The organism is Salipiger sp. ABN3_019 (genome assembly GCF_056158605.1).
Genome location: NZ_JBSWTP010000009.1, coordinates 1305348 through 1327341 on the forward strand (window position 1 = coordinate 1305348; position 21994 = coordinate 1327341).

The window sequence follows — 21994 nt, forward strand, 5'->3', positions numbered from 1 at the left end:
TCAGCCGCCGAGCAGCGCCAGAAGCTGCGCCTCGGCGCGGCGCAGCCCGGCGCGCTCTGGCGCCTTGTCGAGCCGCGGCGGCAGGCCGCTCTCGGCCAGCGCAATCACCTCGGGATGGATGTAGGAATTGCGCGCCACTGTGGGCGTGTTGGCAAGCCGCTCGGCGGCGGCTTCGGCCATGGTCTTGATGCTGATCGCCCTGCTGGTCTTCTCGGCGCGCTGCGCGGCCTCCAGCGCCGCGACGCTGCCGTTCCACGTGCGGAAGGTCTTGGCGGTGATCTGCGCGTCGCCGGTGCGCTCGGCCAGCCAGAGGTTGATCTCTTCAGAGCGCAGCGTGTGCGGCGTGCCCTCCTCATCCAGCCATGCAATCAACGCGCGCCCCGGCAGGTCGTCGAGGCGGGTCAGCGCGCGCTCGAGCGTCCGGTCCTTCAGCACCTTGCGCACGCGCTTGCCGCCTTTGCCGGGGAAATTCAGCCGCAGAGTGCCCCCGTCGAGCCGCAAATGCGTGCCGCGCAGGGTGGTGGCCCCATAGCTGCCGTTCTCTTTGGCGTAATCGGCATTGCCCACGCGCAGCCCGGCGCGGTCGAGCAACGCCAGCGTGGCGGCGAGGGCGAAGGCCTTGTCTCCGGGGTCGCGCTCGCGCAGTTGCGTGAGGATCGCCCGGCGCACCCCCGGCAGCGCGGCCCCGAATGTGGCGAGGTAACCGTATTTCCGCTCGGCCCGAAATGCCGTCCACTCGGGGTGGTAGCGGTATTGCTTGCGCGCGCGTGCGTCGCGTCCCGTGGCCTGAAGGTGGCCGTTGGCCTGCGGGCAGATCCAGACGTCCTCGTAGGCCGGGGGCACGGCGAGGGCGCCGATGCGCGCGCGCTCGGCGCTGTCGTCGATCCGGGTGCCATCGGGGGCGGTGTAGGAAAAGCCGCGGCCACAGCGCCTGCGGCGGATGCCGGGGCGGCTGTCGGGGTAATAGGTGAGGTCTGGCGTCGGGCTCATGCCTGCGAACGCCGGGCGCTGCGGCGCGGTTCCGGTGTGGGCGGTTCAGCCGGTCTTGAACCCGTCACATCTTCCTGCCACGCTGCCCGGCAAAATAGCGGAAGGAGCCGCAGATGCAGGACATGCAGGCGAAATTGCAGATCGTTTCCCCCGAGGCCCCGGGCCCCGAGCTTTTCGACAATGCCGAGGCGGCGGTCGAGCGGCTTTGTGCGCTCTATGCGCAGGCCGCGGAGTTCCTCAAGGAGCGGTTCCTGTCGTCGATGTCCGAGGGCCATCCCGGCGTGCGCTATCGGGCGTTCTATCCCGAGGTGCGGATTACCACGACGAGCTTTGCCAAGATCGACAGCCGCCTGAGCTTTGGTCACGTCTCGCAGCCCGGCACCCATGCCACGTCGATCACCCGGCCCGACCTGTTTCGGCATTACCTGAAACAGCAGATCGGCCTGCTGCTCGAAAACCACGGCGTGCCGGTGCAGATCGGCCTCTCGGAGACGCCGATGCCGGTGCATTTCGCGGTCGCCAATTATCCCGAACTGACGGTGCCGCAGGAAGGCGCGGGCAGCTTCATCCTGCGCGATGTCTTCGACGTGCCGGATTTGACCACCACCAATGACGACATCGTCAACGGCGTGGCGCGCCCGGCTGCTGATGGGGCGGAGCCGCTGGCGCCGTTCACCGCGCAGCGGGTGGATTACTCGCTGGCGCGGCTGGCGCATTACACCGCCACCGATCCGGCGCATTTCCAGAACCACGTGTTGTTCACCAACTACCAGTTCTACGTCAGCGAGTTTGAAGCCTACGCGCGGGCGCAACTGGCGGACCCTGAGAGTGGCTACACCTCTTTCGTGTCGACCGGAAATGTCGAGATCACTGATGCCGAGACCGAGATCCCGCTGACGGCGAAGATGCCGCAGATGCCGACCTACCATCTCAAGCGCAAGGACGGCTCGGGGATCACGCTGGTCAACATCGGGGTGGGGCCGTCGAACGCCAAGACCGCGACCGACCATATCGCGGTGCTGCGCCCGCATGCGTGGCTCATGGTCGGGCATTGCGCGGGGCTGCGCAACTCGCAGAGCCTTGGGGATTTCGTGCTGGCCCACGCCTATCTGCGCGAGGACAAGGTGCTCGACGACGATCTGCCGGTTTGGGTGCCGATCCCGGCGCTGGCCGAGATTCAGGTGGCGCTGGAGGATGCGGTCGAGGAAGAGACGCAGCTTTCCGGCTATGACCTAAAGCGGGTGATGCGCACCGGCACCGTCGCCTCGGTGGACAACCGCAACTGGGAACTGCGCGACCAGCGCGGCCCGGTGCAGCGGCTCAGCCAGAGCCGGGCTGTCGCACTCGACATGGAGAGCGCCACCATCGCGGCCAATGGGTTCCGCTTCCGCGTGCCCTACGGCACCTTGCTGTGCGTCAGCGACAAGCCCCTGCATGGCGAGTTGAAACTGCCGGGAATGGCGTCGGATTTCTATAAGACTCAGGTGGCGCGCCACCTGATGATCGGGATAAGAGCCATGGAACATCTCCGCTCAATGCCCCTTGAGAGGATCCATAGCCGCAAATTGCGTAGCTTCGACGAAACAGCCTTCCTCTGAACCGGCGTTTTCCAGCGCAAATAGCGTAGTTTTCGCTTGCAAAAAGCCACTATTCGTTGTGTTTCGACTCTACATAGAGTTAAGTGACCTCAATGGGGCCCAAGTACTCGGGCAGTTCAAGGAGACCATGAAATGGCGAAGCCGATGACCAAAACCCAACTCGTGGCCGCGCTGGCAGAAGAGATGGGCGCAGACAAGAAGACCGCGTCGACCGCTCTGGAAGCGATCACCGGCATCATCACCAAGGAAGTTGCAGACGGCGGTGCCGTGACCCTTCCGGGCGTTGGCAAAATCTACTGCCGTGAGCGTCCCGAGCGCATGGTGCGCAACCCCGCCACCGGCGAGCAGTTCAAGAAAGAAGCCGACAAAGTGGTCAAGATGACCATCGCGAAGGCGCTGAAGGACAGCGTCAACGGCTGATCCTTCCTGCTCGACTGAGCATCAGGGCCGCGAATTTCGCGGCCCTTTTTTATTGTTTTTCAGGTATTTAGAAGTCGTTGAGGCGGGTGATCTGCTGCCCGTCCGCCCCGAAATTCGCGGGCGAGAGCCAAGCCTCGAACCGGGCCTTCAGCTTGGGCCATTCGCTGTCGAGGATCGAGAACCACGCGGTGTCGCGGTTCCGCCCTTTGGTCACCACGGCTTGCCGGAAGGTACCCTCATAGGTGAACCCAAGCCGCTCGGCGGCCCTGCGCGACGGGGCGTTGAGCGCGTCGCATTTCCATTCGTAACGGCGATATCCAAGCTCATCGAAGGCGTTACGCATCATCAGATACATGGCTTCGGTGGCCGCTTCGCTGCGCTGCAGGGCCGGGCTGAAGTGGATATGACCCACTTCGATGACGCCATTGGCTGGGTCAATCCGCAGGTAGGAGGCGATTCCCACGGGCGCGCCATCGGCATCGCACAGCGTGTAGAACTGCGGATCGCGACTGGCGGCGCAGGTTTCGACCCATTTTTGTGCATCCTCCAGAGAGGTTAGCGGGCTGCCGGGCAGGTAGGTCCAGTTGCGACCGCTCTCGTCCTTGATGAGCGCCTCATAGAGCGCGGCGGCATGCTCGGGACGGGTGGGCTCGAGACGGACCGTGCGGCCCTGCAGGGGCTTGTGCGGAGGGAAGGGGCGGGGAAAAGAACCTTCGGCAGGCAGCCCGATGGGCTGCCCGTGTTCATTCATGCGATGGTCGGTCATTTCAGCCGAAGACCGTTCCGAGCGCGCCGTCCACGGCCTCGACGATCTGGTCGATGTCGTCCTTGGTGGCGATCAGCGCCGGGGCGAAGCACAGCGTGTTGTTGTAGCCGGGGATCGAGCGGTTGGTCATGCCGATGATGACGCCGCGCTTGCCCACCTCTGCCACGACGGCGGCGGTGCGCTTCTCGTCCATCGGCTCGCGGGTGCCGCGGTCGGTCACCAGCTCTGCACCAAGGAAGAGGCCCTTGCCGCGCGCCTCGCCAACGACGGCGTGCTTGTCCTTCAGCGCCTCGAGCTGGCCGAGCATATACTCACCCATGTTGGTGGTGTTCTCGAGCAGATTCTCGTCTTCGATGATGCGCATGTTCTCGAGCGCCGCAGCCGGGCCAGCGGTGCAACCACCGAAGGTCGAGATGTCGCGGAAGTAGTTCATCGGGTCCGAAGCATCATCCTTAAAGAGGTCGAAGACGCGCTCGGAGGTGACGCAGCAGGCGATGGCGGCATAGCCCGAGGCGACGCCTTTGGCCATGGTCACGAAATCGGGCTCGACGCCGTAATGCTGGTAGCCGAACCACGTGCCGGTGCGGCCCACGCCGCAGACCACCTCGTCGATGTGCAGCAGCACGTCGTACTTGCGGCAGATCTCCTGCACGCGCTGCCAGTAGCCCGCCGGGGGCACGATCACGCCGCCGCCCGCGGTCACCGGCTCGAGGCAGAGCGCGCCCACGGTGTCGGGGCCTTCGCGCAGGATCACCTCTTCGATGGCGTCGGCGGCGCGCTGGCCATAGGCCTCGCCCGACAGATCGCCCCAGCCCTGATCGCCAGCGCGGTACTCAAGGCAATGCGGCACCGACACGAAGCCGGGGGCAAAGGGGCCATACTGGGCGTTGCGCTCGAACTGGCCGCCTGCCGAGAGCGCGCCGATGGTGGTGCCGTGGTAGTCGCGCTCGCGGTAGAGGATCTTGTGTTTCTTGCCGCCGTAGCGCTTATGCGCGATCTGGCGGACCATCTTGAAGGCCTTCTCGTTCGCCTCGGACCCCGAGTTGGTGTAGTAGACGCGGCTCATGCCCGGCATCTTCTCGATCAGGCGCTCGGCAAACAGCGCGCCGGGGATCGAGCCCGCGGCCCCGGCGTAATAGTTCAGCTTCATCAGCTGCTCGGAGATCGCATCGACGATGCTCTTGCGGCCATAGCCCACGTTCACCGTCCAGACAGCGCCCGAAACCGCATCCAGTTGCTCGCGCCCGGTCTGGTCCCAGACGCGCATGCCCTTGCCCTCGACGATGATCTTGGGGTCGCTGGTCTCGAACTGCTTGTGCTGCATCAGGTGGTGCCAGACGTGGGCCTTGTCGGCCTCGACCACGTGGCTCAGGTCGTTCTGGGTGAGGGTGCCATCCATGGGGTGTCTCCTGACAAATCGGGCGCCGGAGCGGCGCGAAGAGGCGATGAACCGCGATGCGGGATGCTAGCACATGCGCCCGAAGTCCAGCGAAGTCTTAGTGCCAGATTTCACCCATGTGTAAGGCCAGTTCGCGCGAGTTAAGGCCAGTTGCCGCGAAGGGCCGAATTTATTGGGGAAATTCTCGCCTCTGGTGCCTGCGTTTTGAGCAGCGGCCTTGAGCGAACCAAGGGTCAGTGCTGCATATGCGGGCATTGCCCATTGATTGAGCGGAGGATTTCCGTTCGGATCGGGCCGAGCCGGTCGCCCCTTGGGGCGGGCCGAATAAATGCCTCGCGCAAACAGACGGGGCGGGACAACGGGAGAAACCAGATGACGATCAAGAAAAGTCTGCTTGGGGCGGCTGGGGCCGCGGCGCTGCTGGCTGGCGCTGCCAGTGCCGAGACCATCACCGTGGGCTATTTCCTCGAATGGCCGATGCCGTTCGAATACGCCAAGGCGATGGGCACCTATGAAGAGGAAATGGGTGTCGACATCAACTGGGTGAGCTTCGACACCGGCACCGCGATGTCCGCCGCCATGGCCTCGGGCGACGTGCAACTGTCGGTCAGCCAAGGCGTGCCGCCCTTCGTGGTCGCCGTCTCGGCAGGGCAGGACCTGCAGGCGCTCGACGTCGCGGTGAGCTACGCCGACAACGACAACTGCGTGGTGCGTTCCGATCTGGAGATCGACAAGGACAGCGCCGACGAGCTTGAAGGCAAGAAGGTCGCTGTGCCGCTGGGCACCGCCGCGCATTACGGCTTCCTGAAGCAGATGGACCACTTCGGTGTGCCGCTCGACAGCCTCGAGATCGTCGACATGGCGCCGCCGGATGGCGCGGCGGCCATCGCGCAGGGCTCGGTCGATATGGCCTGCGGCTGGGGCGGCTCGCTGCGCCGCATGCTCGAGCATGGCAACGTGCTGCTGACCGGCGCCGAGAAGGAAGACCTCGGCATCCTCGTGTTCGACGTGACCTCGGGCCCGGCGTCCTGGGTGGCCGAGAACTCTGATCTGGTGGCGTCTTTCCTGAAGGTGACCGCCGAGGCGAACGCCATGTGGGCAGATGAGGCCAACCACGCCGAAATGCTGCCGGTGATCGCCAAGGACGCGGGCATGGACGAGGACGCCACCGCCGAGACGCTGGCCACCTTCGTCTTCCCCGACGCCGAGACCCAGCTTTCCGACAAGTGGCTTGGCGGCGCCGCTGCCGAGTTCATGAAGGGTGTGGCGGATGTCTTTGTCGAGGCGGGCTCGATCGATGCCTCGCTCGACAGCTACGCCGAGCATGTGAACACCGGCCCGCTGTCCTCGGCGGGCTCGATGTAAGGCCCTCGGGCCTTTTGTCCCGGCGGTGGGGGGCTGCCGCCGGGACGCTCTTTACAGAAATACAAGACGGGGCATCTGCCCCAAACCGCAGCGACAGGCTGCGAAAGGCGGACCATGAGCGGATTATCCATCCAGAACCTGTCGATGCGCTTCGACCTGCCCAACGGCAGTTCGGTGCAGGCGCTGAAGGACGTGTCGCTGGAGCTCGCGCAGGGCGAGCTGTTGTCGGTGCTGGGGCCCTCGGGCTGCGGCAAGACCACGCTGCTCAACATCGTCGCGGGCTTCCTTGCGCCGACCGAGGGGAAGATCGTGCTCAATGGTCACGAGGTGCGCGGCCCCGCCGCCGAGCGCGGCATGGTGTTCCAGCAGGGCGCGCTTTTCGAATGGATGAACGTGCGCGACAACGTCAGCTTTGGCCCGCGTATGGCCGGGCAGCGCGAGCGGGATTATGGCGCCAACGTCGATCACCTGCTCGACGTGGTGGGCCTGCGCGACTTCAAGGAAAAGGCGGTCTACGAGCTTTCGGGCGGCATGCAGCAGCGCGTGGCGCTGGCCCGTTGCCTTGCCAATGATCCCGACGTGATCTTAATGGACGAGCCGCTGGGGGCGCTCGACGCGCTCACCCGCGAGAAGATGCAGAGCCTCGTGCTGAAGCTCTGGAAAGAGACCGGCAAGACGATCATCCTGATCACCCACTCGGTCGAAGAGGCGCTGCTGCTGGGCGAGCGCCTGCTGGTCATGGCGCCGCGTCCGGGTCGCATCCACCGCGAATACCGTCTGCCCTTTGCCGAGCTTGGCGCCGGGCAGGACCTGCGCGGTGTCAAGAAACACCCCGAGTTCGCCACCACGCGCGAAGAGATCCTGGGAATGATCTGGAACATGGAAGAAGAGATCATGGGCCGCAGCGAAGCGGGGGCCGCGTCATGATCGTCTTTGCCCTCTATATCGCCATCTTCGTGGTCAGCTGGCTGCTGGTGAAACTGCTGGTGCACCGCGCGCTCAACGATTTCACCGCCCGCAAGACCGTGACCTTCGGCGACGAGAGCGCCGTGCGCCCGAGCCGCATCGCCAGCGTGATCTCGATCCTGACCATCTTCCTGCTCTGGGGGGCGTTCACCGGCTCGACTTGGGTGCCGAAGTTCCTGCATGCGCCGGGGCCGTTCGTGGGCGATGCCACCTTCACCTACACCGCCGAAGCCGAGGGCGTGGCGCCCGATGACGCCACCGTTACCGTGCGCGTCTTCCCGGTGGGCGAGGAGAGCGAAGACCCCGAGGTCGACCCCGGCACCGGCTGGGCCAAGGATGATGCGGCCAGCGTCGGCGCGTGGCGCTCGGGGCTGGTGCGGGTGGATAAGAACGACGAGTACGGACGCGACGAGGGCCATACCATCGTGGCGGTCAACGGCACGCCCATCGCGCCGGGCGGAGAGGTCATGACCGAGTTCGGCCGCGTCGGCATGTCGCCCAAGGGCACGCTGAATTTCGAGCCCGCCAAGGGCTGGCAGATGGAGCCGATCTGGCTACCCGCGCCCGAGGCGGTGCTGTCTAGGCTTGTGGAGATCGCCCGCGACGGCTACCGCGACAGCACGCTTTGGGAGCACCTCGGCTGGTCGCTGTTCCGGGTGATCGCGGGCTTCTTCTTTGGTGCGCTGATCGGCATTCCGCTGGGCTACGCCATGGGGCTGTCGGACTGGTTCCGCGGCTGGTTCGACCCGATCGTCGAGTTCATGCGCCCGGTGCCGCCGCTGGCGCTGATCCCGCTGGTGATCATCTGGGCCGGTATCGGCGAGGCGGGCAAGATCATCCTGCTGTTCCTCGCAGCGCTCTGGATCATGGCGATCGCGGCGCGCTCTGGGGTGTCGGGGGTGAAGATCTCGAAGGTCCACGCGGCCTATTCGCTGGGCGCCAGCAAGGTGCAGATCCTGCGCCATGTGATCATCCCCAACTCGCTGCCTGACATCTTCACCGGCGCGCGGGTCGCCATGGGCGTCTGCTGGGGCACCGTGGTGGCCGCCGAACTGGTGGCTGCCGAAAAAGGCGCGGGGATGATGATCATGGTCGCCTCGAAGTTCCAGCTGACCGACATCGTGATCATGGGGATCATCCTGATCGGGGTGATCGGCTTTGGCATCGACATGCTGATGCGGCTGGCCGAGCGCAAGCTGGTGCCGTGGAAGGGCCGCGGCTGACGCGGCTTCCGCGCCGCTGAACGAGGGTAACTAACGAGGGGGCTGTCTGCCCCCTCGAACTCCCCCGAGGATATTTTCATCTAGACGAAGGGGCGCGCGCGGCGCCTCAGCCGATCAGCGCGGCAAGCTGCCCGTCGAGCCAGAGCCGCAGGCCGTCCAACGCCGCGACATATGGGTCGATCAGCGGCGCGAGCGCCGGGACGGCGCCGGTGATCACTGGCGCCAGCGCATAGATCAGCACCGCCAGCACCGCGAGGATCAGCATCAGACCGAAGCCGCGGGCAAAGTTGCTGCCCTGTTGCTCTTCCTCTTCGGCGTCGAGCGCGCGGCCCTGTGCCGTTTCCATCCGGCGCGGCTCGGTGGAGACGCGCAGGGTCTGGTTGACCTCTTCGATGTCCGGCAGCAGCTCACGCCGTGAGTTGGCGAGCGCGGGATGTTCGGGCTCGGGGGCGAAGGGGTCGTGGGCCGTCTCGGCAGCAGCCTCCTCCTCGGTGCCCGGGGCGGGGTCGATGTCCTCTGCGCCGCTCAGCGGCGCGTCGCCGCGGATGCGGGCCACATGCGTGCGTGCGTCGCGGGCGCGGCGGGCGGCCTCATCCTCCTCGGGCGCGCCGAGGCCAAGCTCGGGCTGGCTTTCCAGCGGATCGGCGTCAGTGCGGCGGCGCGCTTCGCGGGCGGCTTCCTGACGCAGCACCTCGGCCACCGACGGATCGAGGCCGCGGGCAGCGCGCGACGGCCGGCGCGGCACGGGAACCTCCTCGGAGGGCAGCGGCGGGTCGAGCACCGGCTCTGCGGCGCGTCCCTCGGGCTGCGGCGCGGAGCGATCTTCAACGTCATAGCCATCTCGCGCGGCGAGCGCGGCGCGCAGTTCGGCGGCAAATTCGTTGATCCCGGCGTGGTCGATCTCGGAATTGTCGACTTCCGCTGTGTCGCCCTCTGCCGCGTCCTCGGGCTCTTCATCGCGCTCCTCGCCCAAGTCCGCGGGCTCGGCGCTGTCGTCCAGAGCATCGTCGTAACTCGCGGGGGCGCTCTGCGTCTCGTCCGCCGACGCCTCCTCGGCGACCGGATCACCGGAAAGTTCACCGCCCAGATCATCACCCAGATCACCGGGCGCATCGTCGGGGTGGAGCTGAAACCAAGTGTGGCCGCAGTCGGAGCATTGCACGTCGCGACCACCGGTTGGGATCACGTCGACCGGCACCTCGTATTGCGCGCCGCAATTGGGGCAAATCAGCCGCATATTATCTTGAGCTTTCCATCTGTTCTGGCCACATCCCTTTGCTGACAATAGGTTGCCGTGGGCGAGCGCGAAAGCCAAATTTCCCGGGGAGCGGCGGATTGCAACTGCGTCGCGGCTCGGGCACAACAGGGCATCGTTTTTACCGGGGGCGCGCGGGCGTGATCGAACTGGACAATGTGGCCTACAGCTACGGCGGGGGCGAGCTGCTGAGCGGGCTCACGCTGCAGCTGGCACCCGGGTCGTTCCACTTTCTGACAGGGCCGTCGGGCGCCGGCAAGACCACGCTGCTGAAGCTCTGCTATGGCGCGCTTGTGCCCACCTCCGGCCATGCGCGGCTGTTTGGTGAGGACGTGCGGCGCATGGACCGCGACGCCATCGCGATGAGCCGCCGCCGCATCGGTGTGGTGCATCAGGACTGCCAGTTTCTCGACCATCTGTCGGTGGCGGAGAATGTCGCGCTGCCGCTGACCGTGGCGGGCGAGGGTGGTCCGGATCTGACGCAGAACCTCGTCGAGCTGATGACCTGGGTCGGGCTGAAGAGCCGCGCCGAGGCGCTGCCGCCAGAGCTGTCGGGCGGTGAGCGGCAGCGTGCTGCGCTGGCGCGCGCGGTGATCATGTCGCCCGAGGTGATCCTTGCCGACGAACCCACCGGCAACGTCGATTGGGAGATGTCGCAGCGTCTGCTGCGGCTGCTGGTGGAGCTGAACCGGATGGGCAAGACCATTCTCATCGCCACGCACGACCTTGGCCTGATCCGCTCGGCCAAGAGCCAGGTGCAGGCGCGGGTGCTGCGCATCTCGAACCGGCGGCTGCAGGCTGCGGGGGCCGATCTGTGAGGCTGGTGCGGGATTCCCTCGGGGCGCTGACCCATGGCGACAAAGGCGCGGACCGGGTCGTACCGCCAACCGGCTTCACCGCGCGGCTGACGCTGTTTGCCGCCGCCGCCATGGCGTTTCTGGCGGTCTTTGCGCTGGCGCTCTCGCTGGCGGCGGGGCGGCTGGCCGACAGCTGGGGCGAGGAACTGGCGCGCGCCTCCACCGTACGCATCTCGGCCCCGGCGGGGCAGCAGGCGCAGCAGACCGAGGCGGCGCTGCGGCTGCTGGCGCAGACGCCGGGCGTGGCCTCGGCGCGGGCGCTGAGCGAGGAAGAGCAGCAGGCGCTGCTCGAGCCGTGGTTCGGGCCTGATCTGCCGCTGGCCGATTTGCCGGTGCCGCAGTTGATCGAGGTGATCGAGGACGCCGAGGGCTATGAGCCCGCCGGTCTGCGCCTGCGCCTGCAGGCCGAAGTGCCCGGCGCGGTCCTGGATGACCACACCCGCTGGCGCCGCCCGCTGGTGGCGGCTGCGGGGCGGCTGCGGCTGCTGGGCGCGGTGTCGATCCTGCTGATCGCGGGCGCGGTGGCGGCAATGGTGACGCTGGCGGCCAATGCCGCGCTGGCCGCCAATGCGCAGGTGATCACCGTGTTGCGTCTGGTCGGCGCTACCGATGCCTATATCGCGCGCGCCTTCGTGCGCCGCTTCACCCTGCGGGCGCTTGGCGGCGCGGCGGTGGGCGCGGCGCTCGGCATTGGCGCGCTGCTGCTGATGCCCGCGAGCGATGAGACCGCGGGCTTTCTGACCGGCCTGTCCTTCGTCGGCTGGCACTGGGTGTTCCCGCTCTTGGTGCCCGTGCTGACGGCGGCAGTGGCCTTTGCCGCGACGGCGATCGCCGCGCGCCGGGTGCTTGGAGATTTGAGCTGATGGCCTACGCGCTGCAATGGATCCGCTCGCTGATATTCATCGGGCAAGCCTATTTCGCCATGGCGGTGATCGGTCTGCTGCTCTTTCCATGGGCGCTGTTTTCAAGCCGCGGTGCGCGCGTCGCCTGCGTCAGCTGGTGCCGCTGGGTGCGCTGGACGGCGGCGTGGATGGTCGGCCTCAAGAGCGAGGTTCGCGGCCCGATCCCGCAGGGCGAGCTGATCATCGCCGCCAAGCACCAGAGCTTTTTCGACATCATCTTGCTGTTCGGCGCGGTGCCCGCGGGCAAATTCGTGATGAAGCGCGAGCTTCTGTTCACCCCGGTCCTTGGCCAATACGCCACCCGCATCGGCTGCGTGCCGGTCAACCGTGGCAAGCGCGGGGCGGCGATCTCGAAGATGGTCGCGGATGTGAAGAAAAGCGCCGAAGAGCACCCCGGACAGCTGATCATCTACCCGCAGGGCACCCGCGTGCCGCCGGGGGTGAAACTGCCTTACAAGGTGGGCGCCGCGATCCTTTATGGTCAGAGCGGCGAGGCCTGCGTGCCGGTGGCGACCAATGTCGGCGTGTTCTGGCCCAAGCGCGGCATTTACCGCAAGCCCGGCACAGCGGTGGTGGAATTTCTGCCGGTGATCGAGCCGGGGATGCCGAACAAGGCGTTTCTCGCCAAGCTCGAAGCCGAGGTCGAGGCGGCCTCTGACCGTTTGCTGAAGGAGGCGGGATTTGCGCAGGATTGACACGATAGACGAGCTCGAGGCGCTTTACGGCGCGCCAGCGGGGGCGGCGCTCGACAAGGTGGTGCGGCGGATGACGCCGCTTTACCGGCGCTGGATCGAGGCGTCAAAGCTTTGCGTGCTGACAACCGTCGGCGCGAGCGGCACCGATGGCTCGCCGCGCGGCGACGATGGCCCGGTGGTGCTGGAGCTTGATCCCGGCACGCTGGCGATGCCCGACTGGCGCGGCAACAACCGGCTCAACTCGCTGCGCAACATCGTCGAGGACGGGCGCGTGTCGCTGATGTTCTTCGTCCCCGGCAGCACCAATGTGGTGCGGGTGAACGGCACCGCGTGGCTGACCGATGACGAGGGGATGCGCGGGCGCTTCGAAAAGAAGGGCCGGCTGCCCGCAACCGTGGCAATCATCGAGATTTCCGAGATTTACACCCAATGCGCCCGTGCGCTGATGCGGGCAGGCACATGGTCGGGCAAGGACGAAAGCGCCGATCTGCCGACCATCGGCCAGTTCCTCGCCGAAGCGACGCAGGGCGCCACCGACGGCGAAGCCTATGATCGCGAATGGCCTGCTCGGGCTGCCGCCACGCTCTGGTAGGCGCGGGGCGGCAGACAGGGCTCAGGGCACAGGGTTCAGCGCACTGGGCTTAAGGGACGAGGATCTTCATGGTGAAGCCGAAGGTGTCCTCGGGGCCATTGCCGTCGTCGTAGAAGTTATACTCGTAGCTCAGGCCGAACTGCACCGGCGTGGTGCCCATGGTGACCAGCTTGTTGAGCTGCACACCGAGCGGCAGGCTGACCCATTCCTCGGCGTCCCAGTCGTAGGTGATCGACATATCCGACGTGCCGACCGACCAGCCGTCAGCCATCGAGACGTTGACGATGGGCTGGATGATCGACAGGTCGACCGGATCGCGGTCGGCGTCTCCGCCCATGTCGATGATGTTCTGGTTGAACACGCCCCAGATGCCCCAGTTCGCCTGCGCCATGAAACCCGCCGCCGGACCAAGCCCCCAGCGTTCGGCGCTGAGGTCGTCGTCGCCGCTGGGAATGAGCGCAACGGCACCGACGCCAAAACGCCCCCAGCTTTGGTTGAACGTGGTCAGGTTGAAGACCGTCGCGTCGGAAAAGCCGGTGTTGTCGCTGGGACTGCTGGTCAGATAGGGCAGGGTCAGGCGGAAGATGTTGCTGGTGCCGCCGAGCTCATAGGGCACCGCCATGCGGAACTGCAGCTTATTGCCGTCTTCGTCGTCAAGCCCGTGATACTGCGACGTGTAGAAATTCTGGAACACATATGCAGTGAGCGAGGCTGTCGGGTCGCTGGCTGCTGTCGAGAGATCCTGATCGCCGCTTTGCGCAAAGGCAGCGGGCGCGGCCAAGATCAGGGCCAGTGCGGAGGTGAGGGCGAGTTTGGACATGAAATCGGTTCCCTGCTGAATGACCGGAAAAGATCGGGTCCGGGTGGCGCGAAATGGCGAGAAATAATCGTTCCTAGGTTGAGTTTACTCCCCGTTTTCACGATCCGGCAAGGACGCTGTGACGTCGCGGCAAACACAGGTTGAAACCGTGGCTTTCCGGTTCGCTTTCGGTTTCGCCTTCGGGCAGCCCAAAACAAAAGGCCCCCGAGCAGCGCTCGGGGGCCTTTGCATTCCTCAGGCGAGGCGATCAGGCGTGGATCGCGCCGTCGCCGCAGGCCAGCGCCGCTTCGCGCACCGCTTCCGAGAAGGTCGGGTGAGCGTGGCAGGTCAGCGCGACGTCCTCGGCGGAGGCGCCGAATTCCATCGCCACGCAGATCTCGTGAATCAGGTCACCTGCCGACGGGCCGATGATGTGGCAGCCGAGCACGCGGTCGGTTTCCTTGTCGACGATCAGCTTCACGAAGCCCTCGCCGGCAAACACGGCCTTGGCGCGGCCATTGCCCATGAAGGAGAACTTGCCGACCTTATAGGCGCGGCCTTCTTCCTTGAGCTGCTGCTCGGTCTTGCCGACCGTGGCGACCTCGGGGTGGGTGTAGATCACGCCCGGGATGACCTCGTAGTTCACATGACCCGCCTTGCCGGCGATGACCTCGGCGCAGGCCATGCCTTCGTCTTCGGCCTTATGGGCCAGCATCGGGCCTTCGATGGCGTCGCCGATGGCGTAGACGCCCTTCACGGCGGTCTGCCAGTGGCCGTCGGTCTCGATCTGGCCGCGCTTGGTCAGCTTCACGCCGAGCGCCTCGAGGCCGAGCCCGTCGGTGTAGGGCGCGCGGCCGGTGGCGCAGAGCACCACGTCGGCTTCGGTGGAATGCTCACTGTCGTCCTTGCGCAGCTTGTAGCTGACCGTGGCCTTGCCGCCCTTGGTCTCGACCTTGGAGACAGCCGCGCCCATGGTGAACTTCAGGCCCTGCTTCGACAGCATGCGCTGGAAGGTCTTCTGCACCTCGGCGTCCATGCCGGGGGTGATGGCGTCGAGGAATTCGATCACCTCGACCTCGGTGCCGAGGCGGGCGTAGACCGAGCCCATCTCGAGGCCGATCACGCCAGCGCCGATGACGACCATCTTCTTGGGAATCTTGCCAAGTTCCAGCGCGCCGGTGGAGGTGACGACGGTCTTTTCGTCGACCTCGACCTCTGCGCCCGGCACGGAAGCGGGCACCGAGCCGGTGGCGATGATGATGTTCTTGGCCTCGTGCACTTCGTCACCGACCTTGACCTTGCCGGCCTCGGGGATCGAGCCCCAGCCCTTGAGCCAGTCGACCTTGTTCTTCTTGAACAGGAACTCGATGCCCTTGGTGTTCTGGCCGATCACGTCGTCCTTATAGGCGAGCATCTGCTTCCAATCGACCTTGGGCGCGGCGCCCTTGAGGCCCATCTTGGCGAAGTTATGCTCTGCCTCATGCAGCTGGTGCGAGGCGTGCAGCAGCGCCTTGGAGGGGATGCAGCCCACGTTGAGGCAGGTGCCGCCGAGGGTCTCGCGGCCCTCCACGCAGGCGGTTTTCAGGCCGAGCTGGGCGCAGCGGATGGCGGCCACATAGCCGCCCGGGCCGGCGCCGATCACGATGACGTCGTATTGTGCCATTGGGGTCTCCTATCGGGTAATTCTGGGGGCACGGGGCATGCACATCGCATGCACAATCCATGCATATTCGAAAGCGGAGGGGACGGCGGGGGCGCTGCCCCCCGTCCACCTGCGGTGGACGTCCCCCGGGATATTTTTCTCTAGACGAAGAGCGGGGCGGGGCGCGGTCATAGCAGCGCTCCGAGCAGCATCAGCACGGTGGCCAGCAGGCCCACCGCCCAGATCAGCGAGCGCCACGGCGCCCAGCCGAAGAGATAGGCGGGGACATAGAGCACGCGGGCGACAAGATAGGTCAGCGCGCAGAGCGCGGAGCCGCTGCCGCCCTGATCGGAATAGGTCACCACCATCACCGCGATGGTGAAGAGGATCAGCCCTTCGAAATGGTTGTTCATGGCGCGCTGCGCGCGGGCCGCAAGGCCGGTAAGCTCGCGTCCCTCGTCGCGCGGCGAGACCGCGTAGGCGCGGCCGACCTGACGTTGCGCGAGCACGGAATAGAGCGCCATCTGCGCGACCTGCAGCAATGCGGCGAGGGTGAGTGCGAAAAGTTCGGGCGTCATCGGCGGCTCAGGCGGTGCTCAGGAAATGCGCTGCGGCGGGAGCGTGGCCGAGCGCCGCGTCCTGCTTGAGCCAGCTCTTGGCCTTGTCGATGTCGTTGACGGAGAAAAGCGCCCAATGCGCCGCGCTGTCCTCAAGCCAGAGCTGCAGCAGGGTGAGCCCGGCGTTGGCGCGGTTTTCCGCCTCGTCATCAAAGCGGGTGCGGTCGAAACTGTCGTAGCGGAGCAGGAGCTGCTGGCTCATCGGGACCTCCATCGCAGATATATCGGCGCTGTGGGTCCCGCCCGGGGATGCGAGGATCCGGAGATCCGGGCGGAACGAATGTCTTTCGGGGCGCGCCGCGTCCGGCGGGCGCCCCAAGCTGGATCAGAGATCCATCAGCAGGCGGCGCGGATCCTCGAGCGCTTCCTTGATGCGGACCAGGAAGGTCACGGCGCCCTTGCCGTCGACGATGCGGTGATCGTAGCTGAGCGCGAGGTACATCATCGGGCGGATCTTGATCTCGCCGTTGACGACCATCGGACGGTCCTGGATCTTGTGCATGCCGAGGATGCCCGACTGCGGGGGGTTGAGGATCGGCGAGGACATCAGCGAGCCGTAGACACCACCGTTGGAGATGGTGAAGGTGCCGCCCTGCATCTCGGCCATCGACAGCTTGCCGTCACGGGCGCGCTTGCCCTTCTCGGCGATCTCCAGCTCGATCTCGGCAAAGGACTTCTGGTCGACGTCGCGCAGCACCGGAACCACGAGGCCCTGCGGCGTGCCGGCGGCGATGCCCATGTGCACGAAGTTCTTGTAGACCACATCGGTGCCGTCGATCTCGGCGTTCACCTCGGGGACTTCTTTCAGCGCGTGCACGCAGGCCTTGGTGAAGAAGGACATGAAGCCGAGACGGGCGCCATGCTTCTTCTCGAAGAGGTCCTTGTACTGCGAACGCAGCGCCATCACCTCGGTCATGTCCACCTCGTTGTAGGTGGTCAGCATGGCCGCGGTGTTCTGCGCGTCCTTGAGGCGCTTGGCGATGGTCTGGCGCAGGCGGGTCATCTTGACGCGCTCTTCGCGGGCGGCGTCCTCTGCCGGGCTCGGGGCGCGCTTGGCCTGAGCCGGGGCGGCCGGAGCCGGTGCCGATTTGGCAGCCGAAAGCGCGGCGGAGACGTCATGCTTCATGACGCGGCCGTCTTTGCCCGAGCCCTGAACCTGATCGCGGCCGATGCCAGCCTCGGCCATGGCTTTCTTGGCCGCCGGGGCGTCCTCGATGTCCTTGGAGCCGTTGGCGTCGCCTGCGGGCGGCGTGTCGTACTGGGTGGTCTGCCCGGCGGTGGGATCGACAGCGCCCGAGGCGCCGCCGAGCACGGCGAGCTGGCCGCCGGCCTGAACGGTGGCGCCTTCCTCGGCGAGGATCGCGGTCAACGTGCCAGCGGCGGGCGCGGGAACCTCGACCGACACTTTGTCGGTTTCCAGCTCGCAGAGCATCTCGTCGGCGGCGACGCTGTCACCGACCTTCTTGAACCAGGTGGCGACGGTGGCCTCGGAGACCAACTCGCCCAGCGTGGGGACCATCACCTTGACCTCTTCGCCGCCGCCCGAGGCGGCGGGCGCCGCTTCGGCCTTGGCCGAGGGACGCTCTTCGACGGTGGTCGAGCCAGCTTCGCCAGCGGGGGCGACATTGGCCAGCAGGGCGTCCACGCCCACGGTGTCACCTTCCTTGGCGACGATGTCTTCGAGCACGCCAGCGACGGGCGAGGGGACCTCGACGGTCACCTTGTCGGTCTCGAGCTCGCAGAGCATCTCGTCAACGGCGACGGAATCGCCGGGTTTCTTGAACCAGGTGGCCACCGTGGCTTCGGTCACGGATTCGCCCAGCGTGGGGACGCGCACTTCGGTCGTCATCGCTTCATTTCCCTTCGATGGTCAGCGCTTCGTTCACAAGCGCCTCTTGCTGTGCCTTGTGCTGGCTGGCCAGACCCGTTGCGGGCGAGGCCGAGGTGGCGCGACCGACATAGACCGGCCGCTTGTGCGTGGCGTCGATACGCCCCAGCACCCATTCGATGTTGGGCTCGATGAAGGTCCAGGCGCCCTGGTTCTTGGGCTCTTCCTGACACCAGATCATCTCGGCGCCCTTGAAGCGTTCCAGCTCCTTGACCAGCGAGATCGCCGGGAAGGGGTAGAACTGCTCGATCCGCAGCAGGTAGACATCGTCGATGCCGCGGGCGTCGCGCTCTTCGAGCAGGTCGTAGTAGACCTTGCCCGAGCACATCACGACGCGCTTGATCTTGTCGTCGGCCACCAGCTTGGTGCTGCTCTCGCCCAACTCCGCGCTGTCCCAGAGGACGCGGTGGAACGAGGAGCCGGTGGTGAAGTCCTTGGCCTCGGAGACCGCCAGCTTGTGACGCAGAAGCGATTTCGGCGTCATCATGATCAGCGGCTTGCGGTAGCTGCGGTGCAGCTGGCGGCGCAGGATGTGGAAGTAGTTGGCCGGGGTCGAGACGTTGGCCACGATCCAGTTGTCCTGACCGCACATCTGCAGGAAGCGCTCGAGACGGGCCGAGGAGTGCTCGGGGCCCTGACCCTCGTAGCCATGCGGCAGCAGGCACACGAGGCCCGACATGCGCAGCCACTTGCTTTCGCCCGACGAGATGAACTGGTCGAACATGATCTGCGCGCCGTTGGCGAAGTCGCCGAACTGCGCTTCCCACAGCACGAGCGCGTTGGGCTCGGCCAGCGAGTAGCCATATTCGAAGCCCGAGACCGCATATTCCGACAGCGCGGAGTCGATGACCTCGTAACGGGCCTGACCTTCGCGGATGTTGTTGAGCGGGTAGTAACGGTCTTCGTTGTCTTGGTTGATCAGGCCCGAGTGGCGCTGCGAGAAGGTGCCGCGCGTGCTGTCTTGACCGGCAAGGCGCACCGGGTAGCCCTCGGTGAGCAGCGAGCCGAAGGCCAGCGCTTCGCCGGTCGCCCAGTCAAAGCCCTTGCCGCTTTCGAACATCTTCGAGCGGGCATCGAGGAAACGGCCCACGGTCTTGTGCAGCGGGAAGCCCTCGGGGACGGTGGTCAGACCGGTGCCGATCTCGGCGAGCGTCTCTTCCTTCAGGGCGGTTTCGCCGCGCTGGTAGTTGCCTTCCTTCTGCGCGTCGAGATGCGACCAACGGCCATCGAGCCAGTCGGCCTTGTTCGGCTTGTAGGTCTTGCCCGCCTCGAACTCTTCGTTGAGGTGCGACTGGAAGGCCGCCTTCATGTCTTCGATCTCGCCCTCGGGGATCAGCCCGTCCTTGACGAGGCGATCGGTGTAGAGCGTCAGCGTGGTCTTCTGCTGCTTGATCTTCTTGTACATGATCGGGTTGGTGAACATGGGCTCGTCGCCCTCGTTGTGACCAAACCGGCGGTAGCAGAAGATGTCGATGACCACGTCCTTGCCGAACTTCTGGCGGAACTCGGTCGCGACCTTGGCAGCGTGCACCACGGCTTCGGGATCGTCGCCGTTGACGTGGAAGATCGGCGCCTCGACCACCAGCGCGTTGTCGGTGGGGTAGGGCGAGGAGCGCGAGAAGTGCGGCGCGGTGGTGAAGCCGATCTGGTTGTTCACCACGACGTGGATGGTGCCGCCGGTGCGGTGGCCGCGCAGACCCGAAAGCGCGAAGCATTCGGCCACGACGCCCTGACCCGCGAAGGCCGCGTCGCCGTGCAGCAGCACCGGCAGAACCTGCGCGCGCTCGGTGTCGCCGAGCTGGTCCTGCTTGGCGCGGACCTTGCCCAGAACGACCGGGTTCACCGCCTCGAGGTGCGAGGGGTTGGCGGTCAGCGACAGGTGCACCTCGTTCTCGTCGAAGGTGCGGTCCGAGGAGGCGCCGAGGTGGTATTTCACGTCGCCCGAGCCATCAACGTCCTCGGGCTTGAACGAGCCGCCCTGGAATTCGTTGAAGATCGCGCGGTAGGGCTTTTGCAGCACGTTGGCGAGCACCGACAGGCGGCCGCGGTGCGGCATGCCGAAGACGATCTCTTTGATGCCGAGCGCGCCGCCGCGCTTGATGATCTGCTCGAGCGCCGGGATCAAGCTCTCGCCGCCGTCGAGGCCGAAGCGCTTGGTGCCCATGTATTTGACGTGCAGGAACTTCTCGAAGCCCTCTGCCTCGACCATCTTGTTGAGGATGGCGCGGCGCCCTTCACGGGTGAACTTCACTTCCTTGCCGTAGCCCTCGATCCGCTCTTTCAGCCATGCCGACTGCTCGGGGTCCGAGATGTGCATGTACTGCAGCGCGAAGGTGCCGCAATAGGTGCGCTTGAGCACGCCCATGATCTCGCGCATCGAGGCGACCTGCAGGCCGAGCACATTGTCGATGAAGATCGGGCGATCCATGTCGGCGTCGGTGAAGCCGTATGCCTTGGGGTCGAGCTCGGGGTGCGGCTCGCGGCCGTGCAGGCCCAGCGGATCGAGATCGGCGGCGAGGTGGCCGCGGATACGGTGCGCGCGGATGATCATCAGCGCACGGATCGAGTCGAGCACGGCGCGCTTGACCTGATCGTCGGTGACCTCGACGCCCTTTTCGGCGGCCTTGGCGGCGATCTTCTTGCCCGCGCCCTTTGCCTCGGCGGCGGGCACCATCGGCCATTCGCCGGTGATCGCGGCGGTCAGGTCGTCGTTCGGGGTCGGCGGCCAATCGGCACGCTCCCAGGACGCGCCTTTCGCCTCGGCCTTCACGCTGGTTTCGTCGTCGCCAAGTTGTTTGAAGAACTCGCTCCATGCCTCGTCGACCGCATTGGGGTCATCGGCATAGCGAGCATACATCTGTTCGAGATATTCCGCGTTCGCGCCCTGCATAAAGCTGAGGGCGTGGAACTGGTCATTCGAGCCTTGATCCGTCATCGCGCGCATTCCTTTCTGACCGATCGTTGAAGCAGCAGGAGAGGGGCCTTTGGGTAAAGGCCCCCGTCATGATGCTCCGGATGCTCTGCGGGCCGGAACCCTTGAGCGGAACTTTCGGGGGCGCAGGGCGGGCGGACCCGCCCTGCTGAGTGCTATTTAGCCCTTGATGGCTTTCATGACAGCCTCACCAAGCGTCGCCGGGCTGTCTGCCACGACGATACCTGCCGATTTCATCGCTTCGATCTTGTCCTCGGCGCCGCCTTTGCCACCGGCGACGATCGCGCCAGCGTGGCCCATGCGGCGGCCCGGAGGGGCCGTGCGGCCCGCGATGAAGCCAGCGGTCGGCTTCCAGCGGCCTTTTTTCTTCTGCTCCTTGAGGAACTCGGCGGCTTCTTCTTCGGCCGAGCCACCGATCTCACCGATCATGATGATGGATTCGGTTTCCGGATCGTCGAGGAACATGTCGAGCACGTCGATGTGTTCGGTGCCCTTGATGGGGTCGCCGCCGATGCCGACAGCCGACGACTGGCCGAGGCCCATGTCGGTGGTCTGCTTCACGGCTTCATAGGTGAGCGTGCCCGAGCGCGACACAACGCCGACCGAGCCACGCTTGTGGATGTGGCCGGGCATGATGCCGATCTTGCAGGCGTCCGGGGTGATGACACCCGGGCAGTTCGGGCCGATGAGACGCGACTTGCTGTCCACCAGCGCGCGCTTCACCTTCATCATGTCGAGCACCGGGATGCCCTCGGTGATGCAGATGATCAGCTCGATGCCGGCGTCGATCGCCTCGAGGATCGAAGTCCGCGGCGAAGGGCGGGGGCACGTAGATCACCGACGCGTTGGCTTCGGTCACGTGCTTGGCTTCGTGGACCGAGTTGAACACGGGCAGGCCGAGGTGCTCTTGGCCGCCTTTGCCGGGGGTCACGCCGCCGACCATCTTGGTGCCGTAGGCGATGGCCTGCTCGGTGTGGAAGGTGCCCTGCGAGCCGGTCAGGCCCTGACAGATGACTTTGGTATTTTCGTCAACGAGGACTGCCATTGTGGCGTTCTCCTGAATTGAATGTTTGGCGGCCGGGGGTGAC

19 protein-coding genes and 1 pseudogene are annotated in these 21994 nt (G+C 65.9%); 9 read left to right on the forward strand and 11 right to left on the reverse strand.

What is annotated here, in order from left to right:
* A complete protein-coding gene (locus ACXAD2_RS14465; protein WP_475171423.1) occupies nt 1-990 on the reverse strand; it encodes a DNA topoisomerase IB in 990 nt (329 codons plus the stop codon).
* A gap of 113 nt (nt 991-1103) precedes the next feature.
* Between ACXAD2_RS14465 and ACXAD2_RS14470 the strand changes: the two genes are divergently transcribed.
* Complete coding sequence (locus ACXAD2_RS14470; RefSeq protein ID WP_224898903.1) at nt 1104-2588, forward strand: AMP nucleosidase; 1485 nt, start codon at nt 1104-1106, stop codon at nt 2586-2588.
* 132 nt (nt 2589-2720) lie between these two features.
* Nucleotides 2721-3008: an HU family DNA-binding protein gene (locus ACXAD2_RS14475; protein ID WP_066101901.1), complete on the forward strand. Its 288-nt coding sequence runs from the start codon at nt 2721-2723 to the stop codon at nt 3006-3008.
* A gap of 67 nt (nt 3009-3075) precedes the next feature.
* Here ACXAD2_RS14475 and ACXAD2_RS14480 read toward each other — a convergent pair whose 3' ends face one another.
* Together ACXAD2_RS14480 and ACXAD2_RS14485 are read right to left on the reverse strand one after the other, a co-directional pair.
* Nucleotides 3076-3759: a GNAT family N-acetyltransferase gene (locus tag ACXAD2_RS14480; protein ID WP_475171426.1), complete on the reverse strand. Its 684-nt coding sequence runs from the start codon at nt 3757-3759 to the stop codon at nt 3076-3078.
* 16 nt (nt 3760-3775) lie between these two features.
* Nucleotides 3776-5173, reverse strand: a complete 1398-nt coding sequence (locus ACXAD2_RS14485; protein WP_475171428.1) for an aminotransferase family protein — start codon at nt 5171-5173, stop codon at nt 3776-3778.
* Between the two features lie 372 nt (nt 5174-5545).
* Here ACXAD2_RS14485 and ACXAD2_RS14490 point away from each other — a divergent pair, with 372 nt between their 5' ends.
* From ACXAD2_RS14490 to ACXAD2_RS14500, 3 genes are all read left to right on the forward strand, one after another.
* Entirely contained in the window at nt 5546-6538 is a 993-nt protein-coding gene (locus ACXAD2_RS14490) for a taurine ABC transporter substrate-binding protein (protein WP_475171432.1), read from the forward strand.
* Between the two features lie 114 nt (nt 6539-6652).
* The gene (locus ACXAD2_RS14495; protein ID WP_475171434.1) at nt 6653-7465 is read left to right on the forward strand and encodes an ATP-binding cassette domain-containing protein; all 813 of its coding nucleotides are present in this window, start codon (nt 6653-6655) and stop codon (nt 7463-7465) included.
* Nucleotides 7462-8727, forward strand: a complete 1266-nt coding sequence (locus ACXAD2_RS14500) for an ABC transporter permease (RefSeq protein WP_475171436.1) — start codon at nt 7462-7464, stop codon at nt 8725-8727. Before ACXAD2_RS14495 ends, ACXAD2_RS14500 begins: the two co-directional genes overlap by 4 nt.
* A gap of 106 nt (nt 8728-8833) precedes the next feature.
* Here the strand turns inward: ACXAD2_RS14500 and ACXAD2_RS14505 are convergent, their stop codons facing one another.
* The gene (locus tag ACXAD2_RS14505) at nt 8834-9964 is read right to left on the reverse strand and encodes a zinc-ribbon domain-containing protein (RefSeq protein ID WP_475171438.1); all 1131 of its coding nucleotides are present in this window, start codon (nt 9962-9964) and stop codon (nt 8834-8836) included.
* A 158-nt stretch (nt 9965-10122) separates the two neighbouring features.
* Between ACXAD2_RS14505 and ACXAD2_RS14510 the strand changes: the two genes are divergently transcribed.
* The 4 genes from ACXAD2_RS14510 to ACXAD2_RS14525 are packed head-to-tail and all read left to right on the forward strand — an operon-like array spanning nt 10123 to nt 13028.
* Nucleotides 10123-10800, forward strand: coding sequence for a cell division ATP-binding protein FtsE (locus ACXAD2_RS14510; protein ID WP_066101881.1), 678 nt, complete (start codon nt 10123-10125; stop codon nt 10798-10800).
* A gap of 5 nt (nt 10801-10805) precedes the next feature.
* Nucleotides 10806-11702, forward strand: a complete 897-nt coding sequence (locus tag ACXAD2_RS14515) for a cell division protein FtsX (RefSeq protein WP_475171442.1) — start codon at nt 10806-10808, stop codon at nt 11700-11702.
* Nucleotides 11702-12436, forward strand: coding sequence for a lysophospholipid acyltransferase family protein (locus ACXAD2_RS14520; RefSeq protein ID WP_475171444.1), 735 nt, complete (start codon nt 11702-11704; stop codon nt 12434-12436). Before ACXAD2_RS14515 ends, ACXAD2_RS14520 begins: the two co-directional genes overlap by 1 nt.
* Entirely contained in the window at nt 12423-13028 is a 606-nt protein-coding gene (locus ACXAD2_RS14525) for a pyridoxamine 5'-phosphate oxidase family protein (RefSeq protein ID WP_475171446.1), read from the forward strand. The genes ACXAD2_RS14520 and ACXAD2_RS14525 overlap by 14 nt, the downstream gene beginning before the upstream one ends.
* A 49-nt stretch (nt 13029-13077) precedes the next feature.
* Here ACXAD2_RS14525 and ACXAD2_RS14530 read toward each other — a convergent pair whose 3' ends face one another.
* The 7 genes and pseudogenes from ACXAD2_RS14530 to sucD all read right to left on the reverse strand — a co-directional run bounded on the left by ACXAD2_RS14530 (nt 13078) and on the right by sucD (nt 21951).
* Nucleotides 13078-13848: a hypothetical protein gene (locus ACXAD2_RS14530; protein WP_475171449.1), complete on the reverse strand. Its 771-nt coding sequence runs from the start codon at nt 13846-13848 to the stop codon at nt 13078-13080.
* 247 nt (nt 13849-14095) lie between these two features.
* Nucleotides 14096-15490 carry a dihydrolipoyl dehydrogenase gene (gene lpdA, locus ACXAD2_RS14535; protein WP_475171451.1) on the reverse strand — a complete coding sequence of 465 codons (1395 nt, stop codon included), beginning with the start codon at nt 15488-15490 and terminating at the stop codon, nt 14096-14098.
* A 167-nt stretch (nt 15491-15657) separates the two neighbouring features.
* Nucleotides 15658-16047: an MAPEG family protein gene (locus ACXAD2_RS14540; RefSeq protein ID WP_475171453.1), complete on the reverse strand. Its 390-nt coding sequence runs from the start codon at nt 16045-16047 to the stop codon at nt 15658-15660.
* A 7-nt stretch (nt 16048-16054) separates the two neighbouring features.
* Entirely contained in the window at nt 16055-16288 is a 234-nt protein-coding gene (locus ACXAD2_RS14545) for a hypothetical protein (RefSeq protein WP_475171455.1), read from the reverse strand.
* 123 nt (nt 16289-16411) lie between these two features.
* Complete coding sequence (gene odhB / locus ACXAD2_RS14550; protein ID WP_475171456.1) at nt 16412-17935, reverse strand: 2-oxoglutarate dehydrogenase complex dihydrolipoyllysine-residue succinyltransferase; 1524 nt, start codon at nt 17933-17935, stop codon at nt 16412-16414.
* A gap of 4 nt (nt 17936-17939) precedes the next feature.
* Nucleotides 17940-20909 (reverse strand): 2-oxoglutarate dehydrogenase E1 component, encoded by a 2970-nt coding sequence (locus ACXAD2_RS14555; RefSeq protein WP_475171457.1) that lies wholly within the window; start codon nt 20907-20909, stop codon nt 17940-17942.
* Between the two features lie 156 nt (nt 20910-21065).
* Nucleotides 21066-21951: pseudogene (gene sucD / locus ACXAD2_RS14560) on the reverse strand (succinate--CoA ligase subunit alpha).
* Nucleotides 21952-21994 lie beyond the last annotated feature (43 nt).

Bases quoted from the DNA above. Each gene is read 5' to 3' on its own strand.
- ACXAD2_RS14495 (WP_475171434.1), top strand. From the start codon at position 6,653: ATGAGCGGATTATCCATCCAGAACCTGTCGATGCGCTTCGACCTGCCC.
- ACXAD2_RS14520 (WP_475171444.1), top strand. From the start codon at position 11,702: ATGGCCTACGCGCTGCAATGGATCCGCTCGCTGATATTCATCGGGCAA.
- ACXAD2_RS14500 (WP_475171436.1), top strand. From the start codon at position 7,462: ATGATCGTCTTTGCCCTCTATATCGCCATCTTCGTGGTCAGCTGGCTG.
- ACXAD2_RS14540 (WP_475171453.1), bottom strand. From the start codon at position 16,047: ATGACGCCCGAACTTTTCGCACTCACCCTCGCCGCATTGCTGCAGGTC.
- ACXAD2_RS14555 (WP_475171457.1), bottom strand. From the start codon at position 20,909: ATGACGGATCAAGGCTCGAATGACCAGTTCCACGCCCTCAGCTTTATG.
- ACXAD2_RS14545 (WP_475171455.1), bottom strand. From the start codon at position 16,288: ATGAGCCAGCAGCTCCTGCTCCGCTACGACAGTTTCGACCGCACCCGC.
- lpdA (WP_475171451.1), bottom strand. From the start codon at position 15,490: ATGGCACAATACGACGTCATCGTGATCGGCGCCGGCCCGGGCGGCTAT.
- ACXAD2_RS14530 (WP_475171449.1), bottom strand. From the start codon at position 13,848: ATGTCCAAACTCGCCCTCACCTCCGCACTGGCCCTGATCTTGGCCGCG.
- ACXAD2_RS14475 (WP_066101901.1), top strand. From the start codon at position 2,721: ATGGCGAAGCCGATGACCAAAACCCAACTCGTGGCCGCGCTGGCAGAA.
- ACXAD2_RS14505 (WP_475171438.1), bottom strand. From the start codon at position 9,964: ATGCGGCTGATTTGCCCCAATTGCGGCGCGCAATACGAGGTGCCGGTC.
- ACXAD2_RS14485 (WP_475171428.1), bottom strand. From the start codon at position 5,173: ATGGATGGCACCCTCACCCAGAACGACCTGAGCCACGTGGTCGAGGCC.
- ACXAD2_RS14490 (WP_475171432.1), top strand. From the start codon at position 5,546: ATGACGATCAAGAAAAGTCTGCTTGGGGCGGCTGGGGCCGCGGCGCTG.
- ACXAD2_RS14470 (WP_224898903.1), top strand. From the start codon at position 1,104: ATGCAGGACATGCAGGCGAAATTGCAGATCGTTTCCCCCGAGGCCCCG.
- ACXAD2_RS14465 (WP_475171423.1), bottom strand. From the start codon at position 990: ATGAGCCCGACGCCAGACCTCACCTATTACCCCGACAGCCGCCCCGGC.
- ACXAD2_RS14480 (WP_475171426.1), bottom strand. From the start codon at position 3,759: ATGAATGAACACGGGCAGCCCATCGGGCTGCCTGCCGAAGGTTCTTTT.
- odhB (WP_475171456.1), bottom strand. From the start codon at position 17,935: ATGACGACCGAAGTGCGCGTCCCCACGCTGGGCGAATCCGTGACCGAA.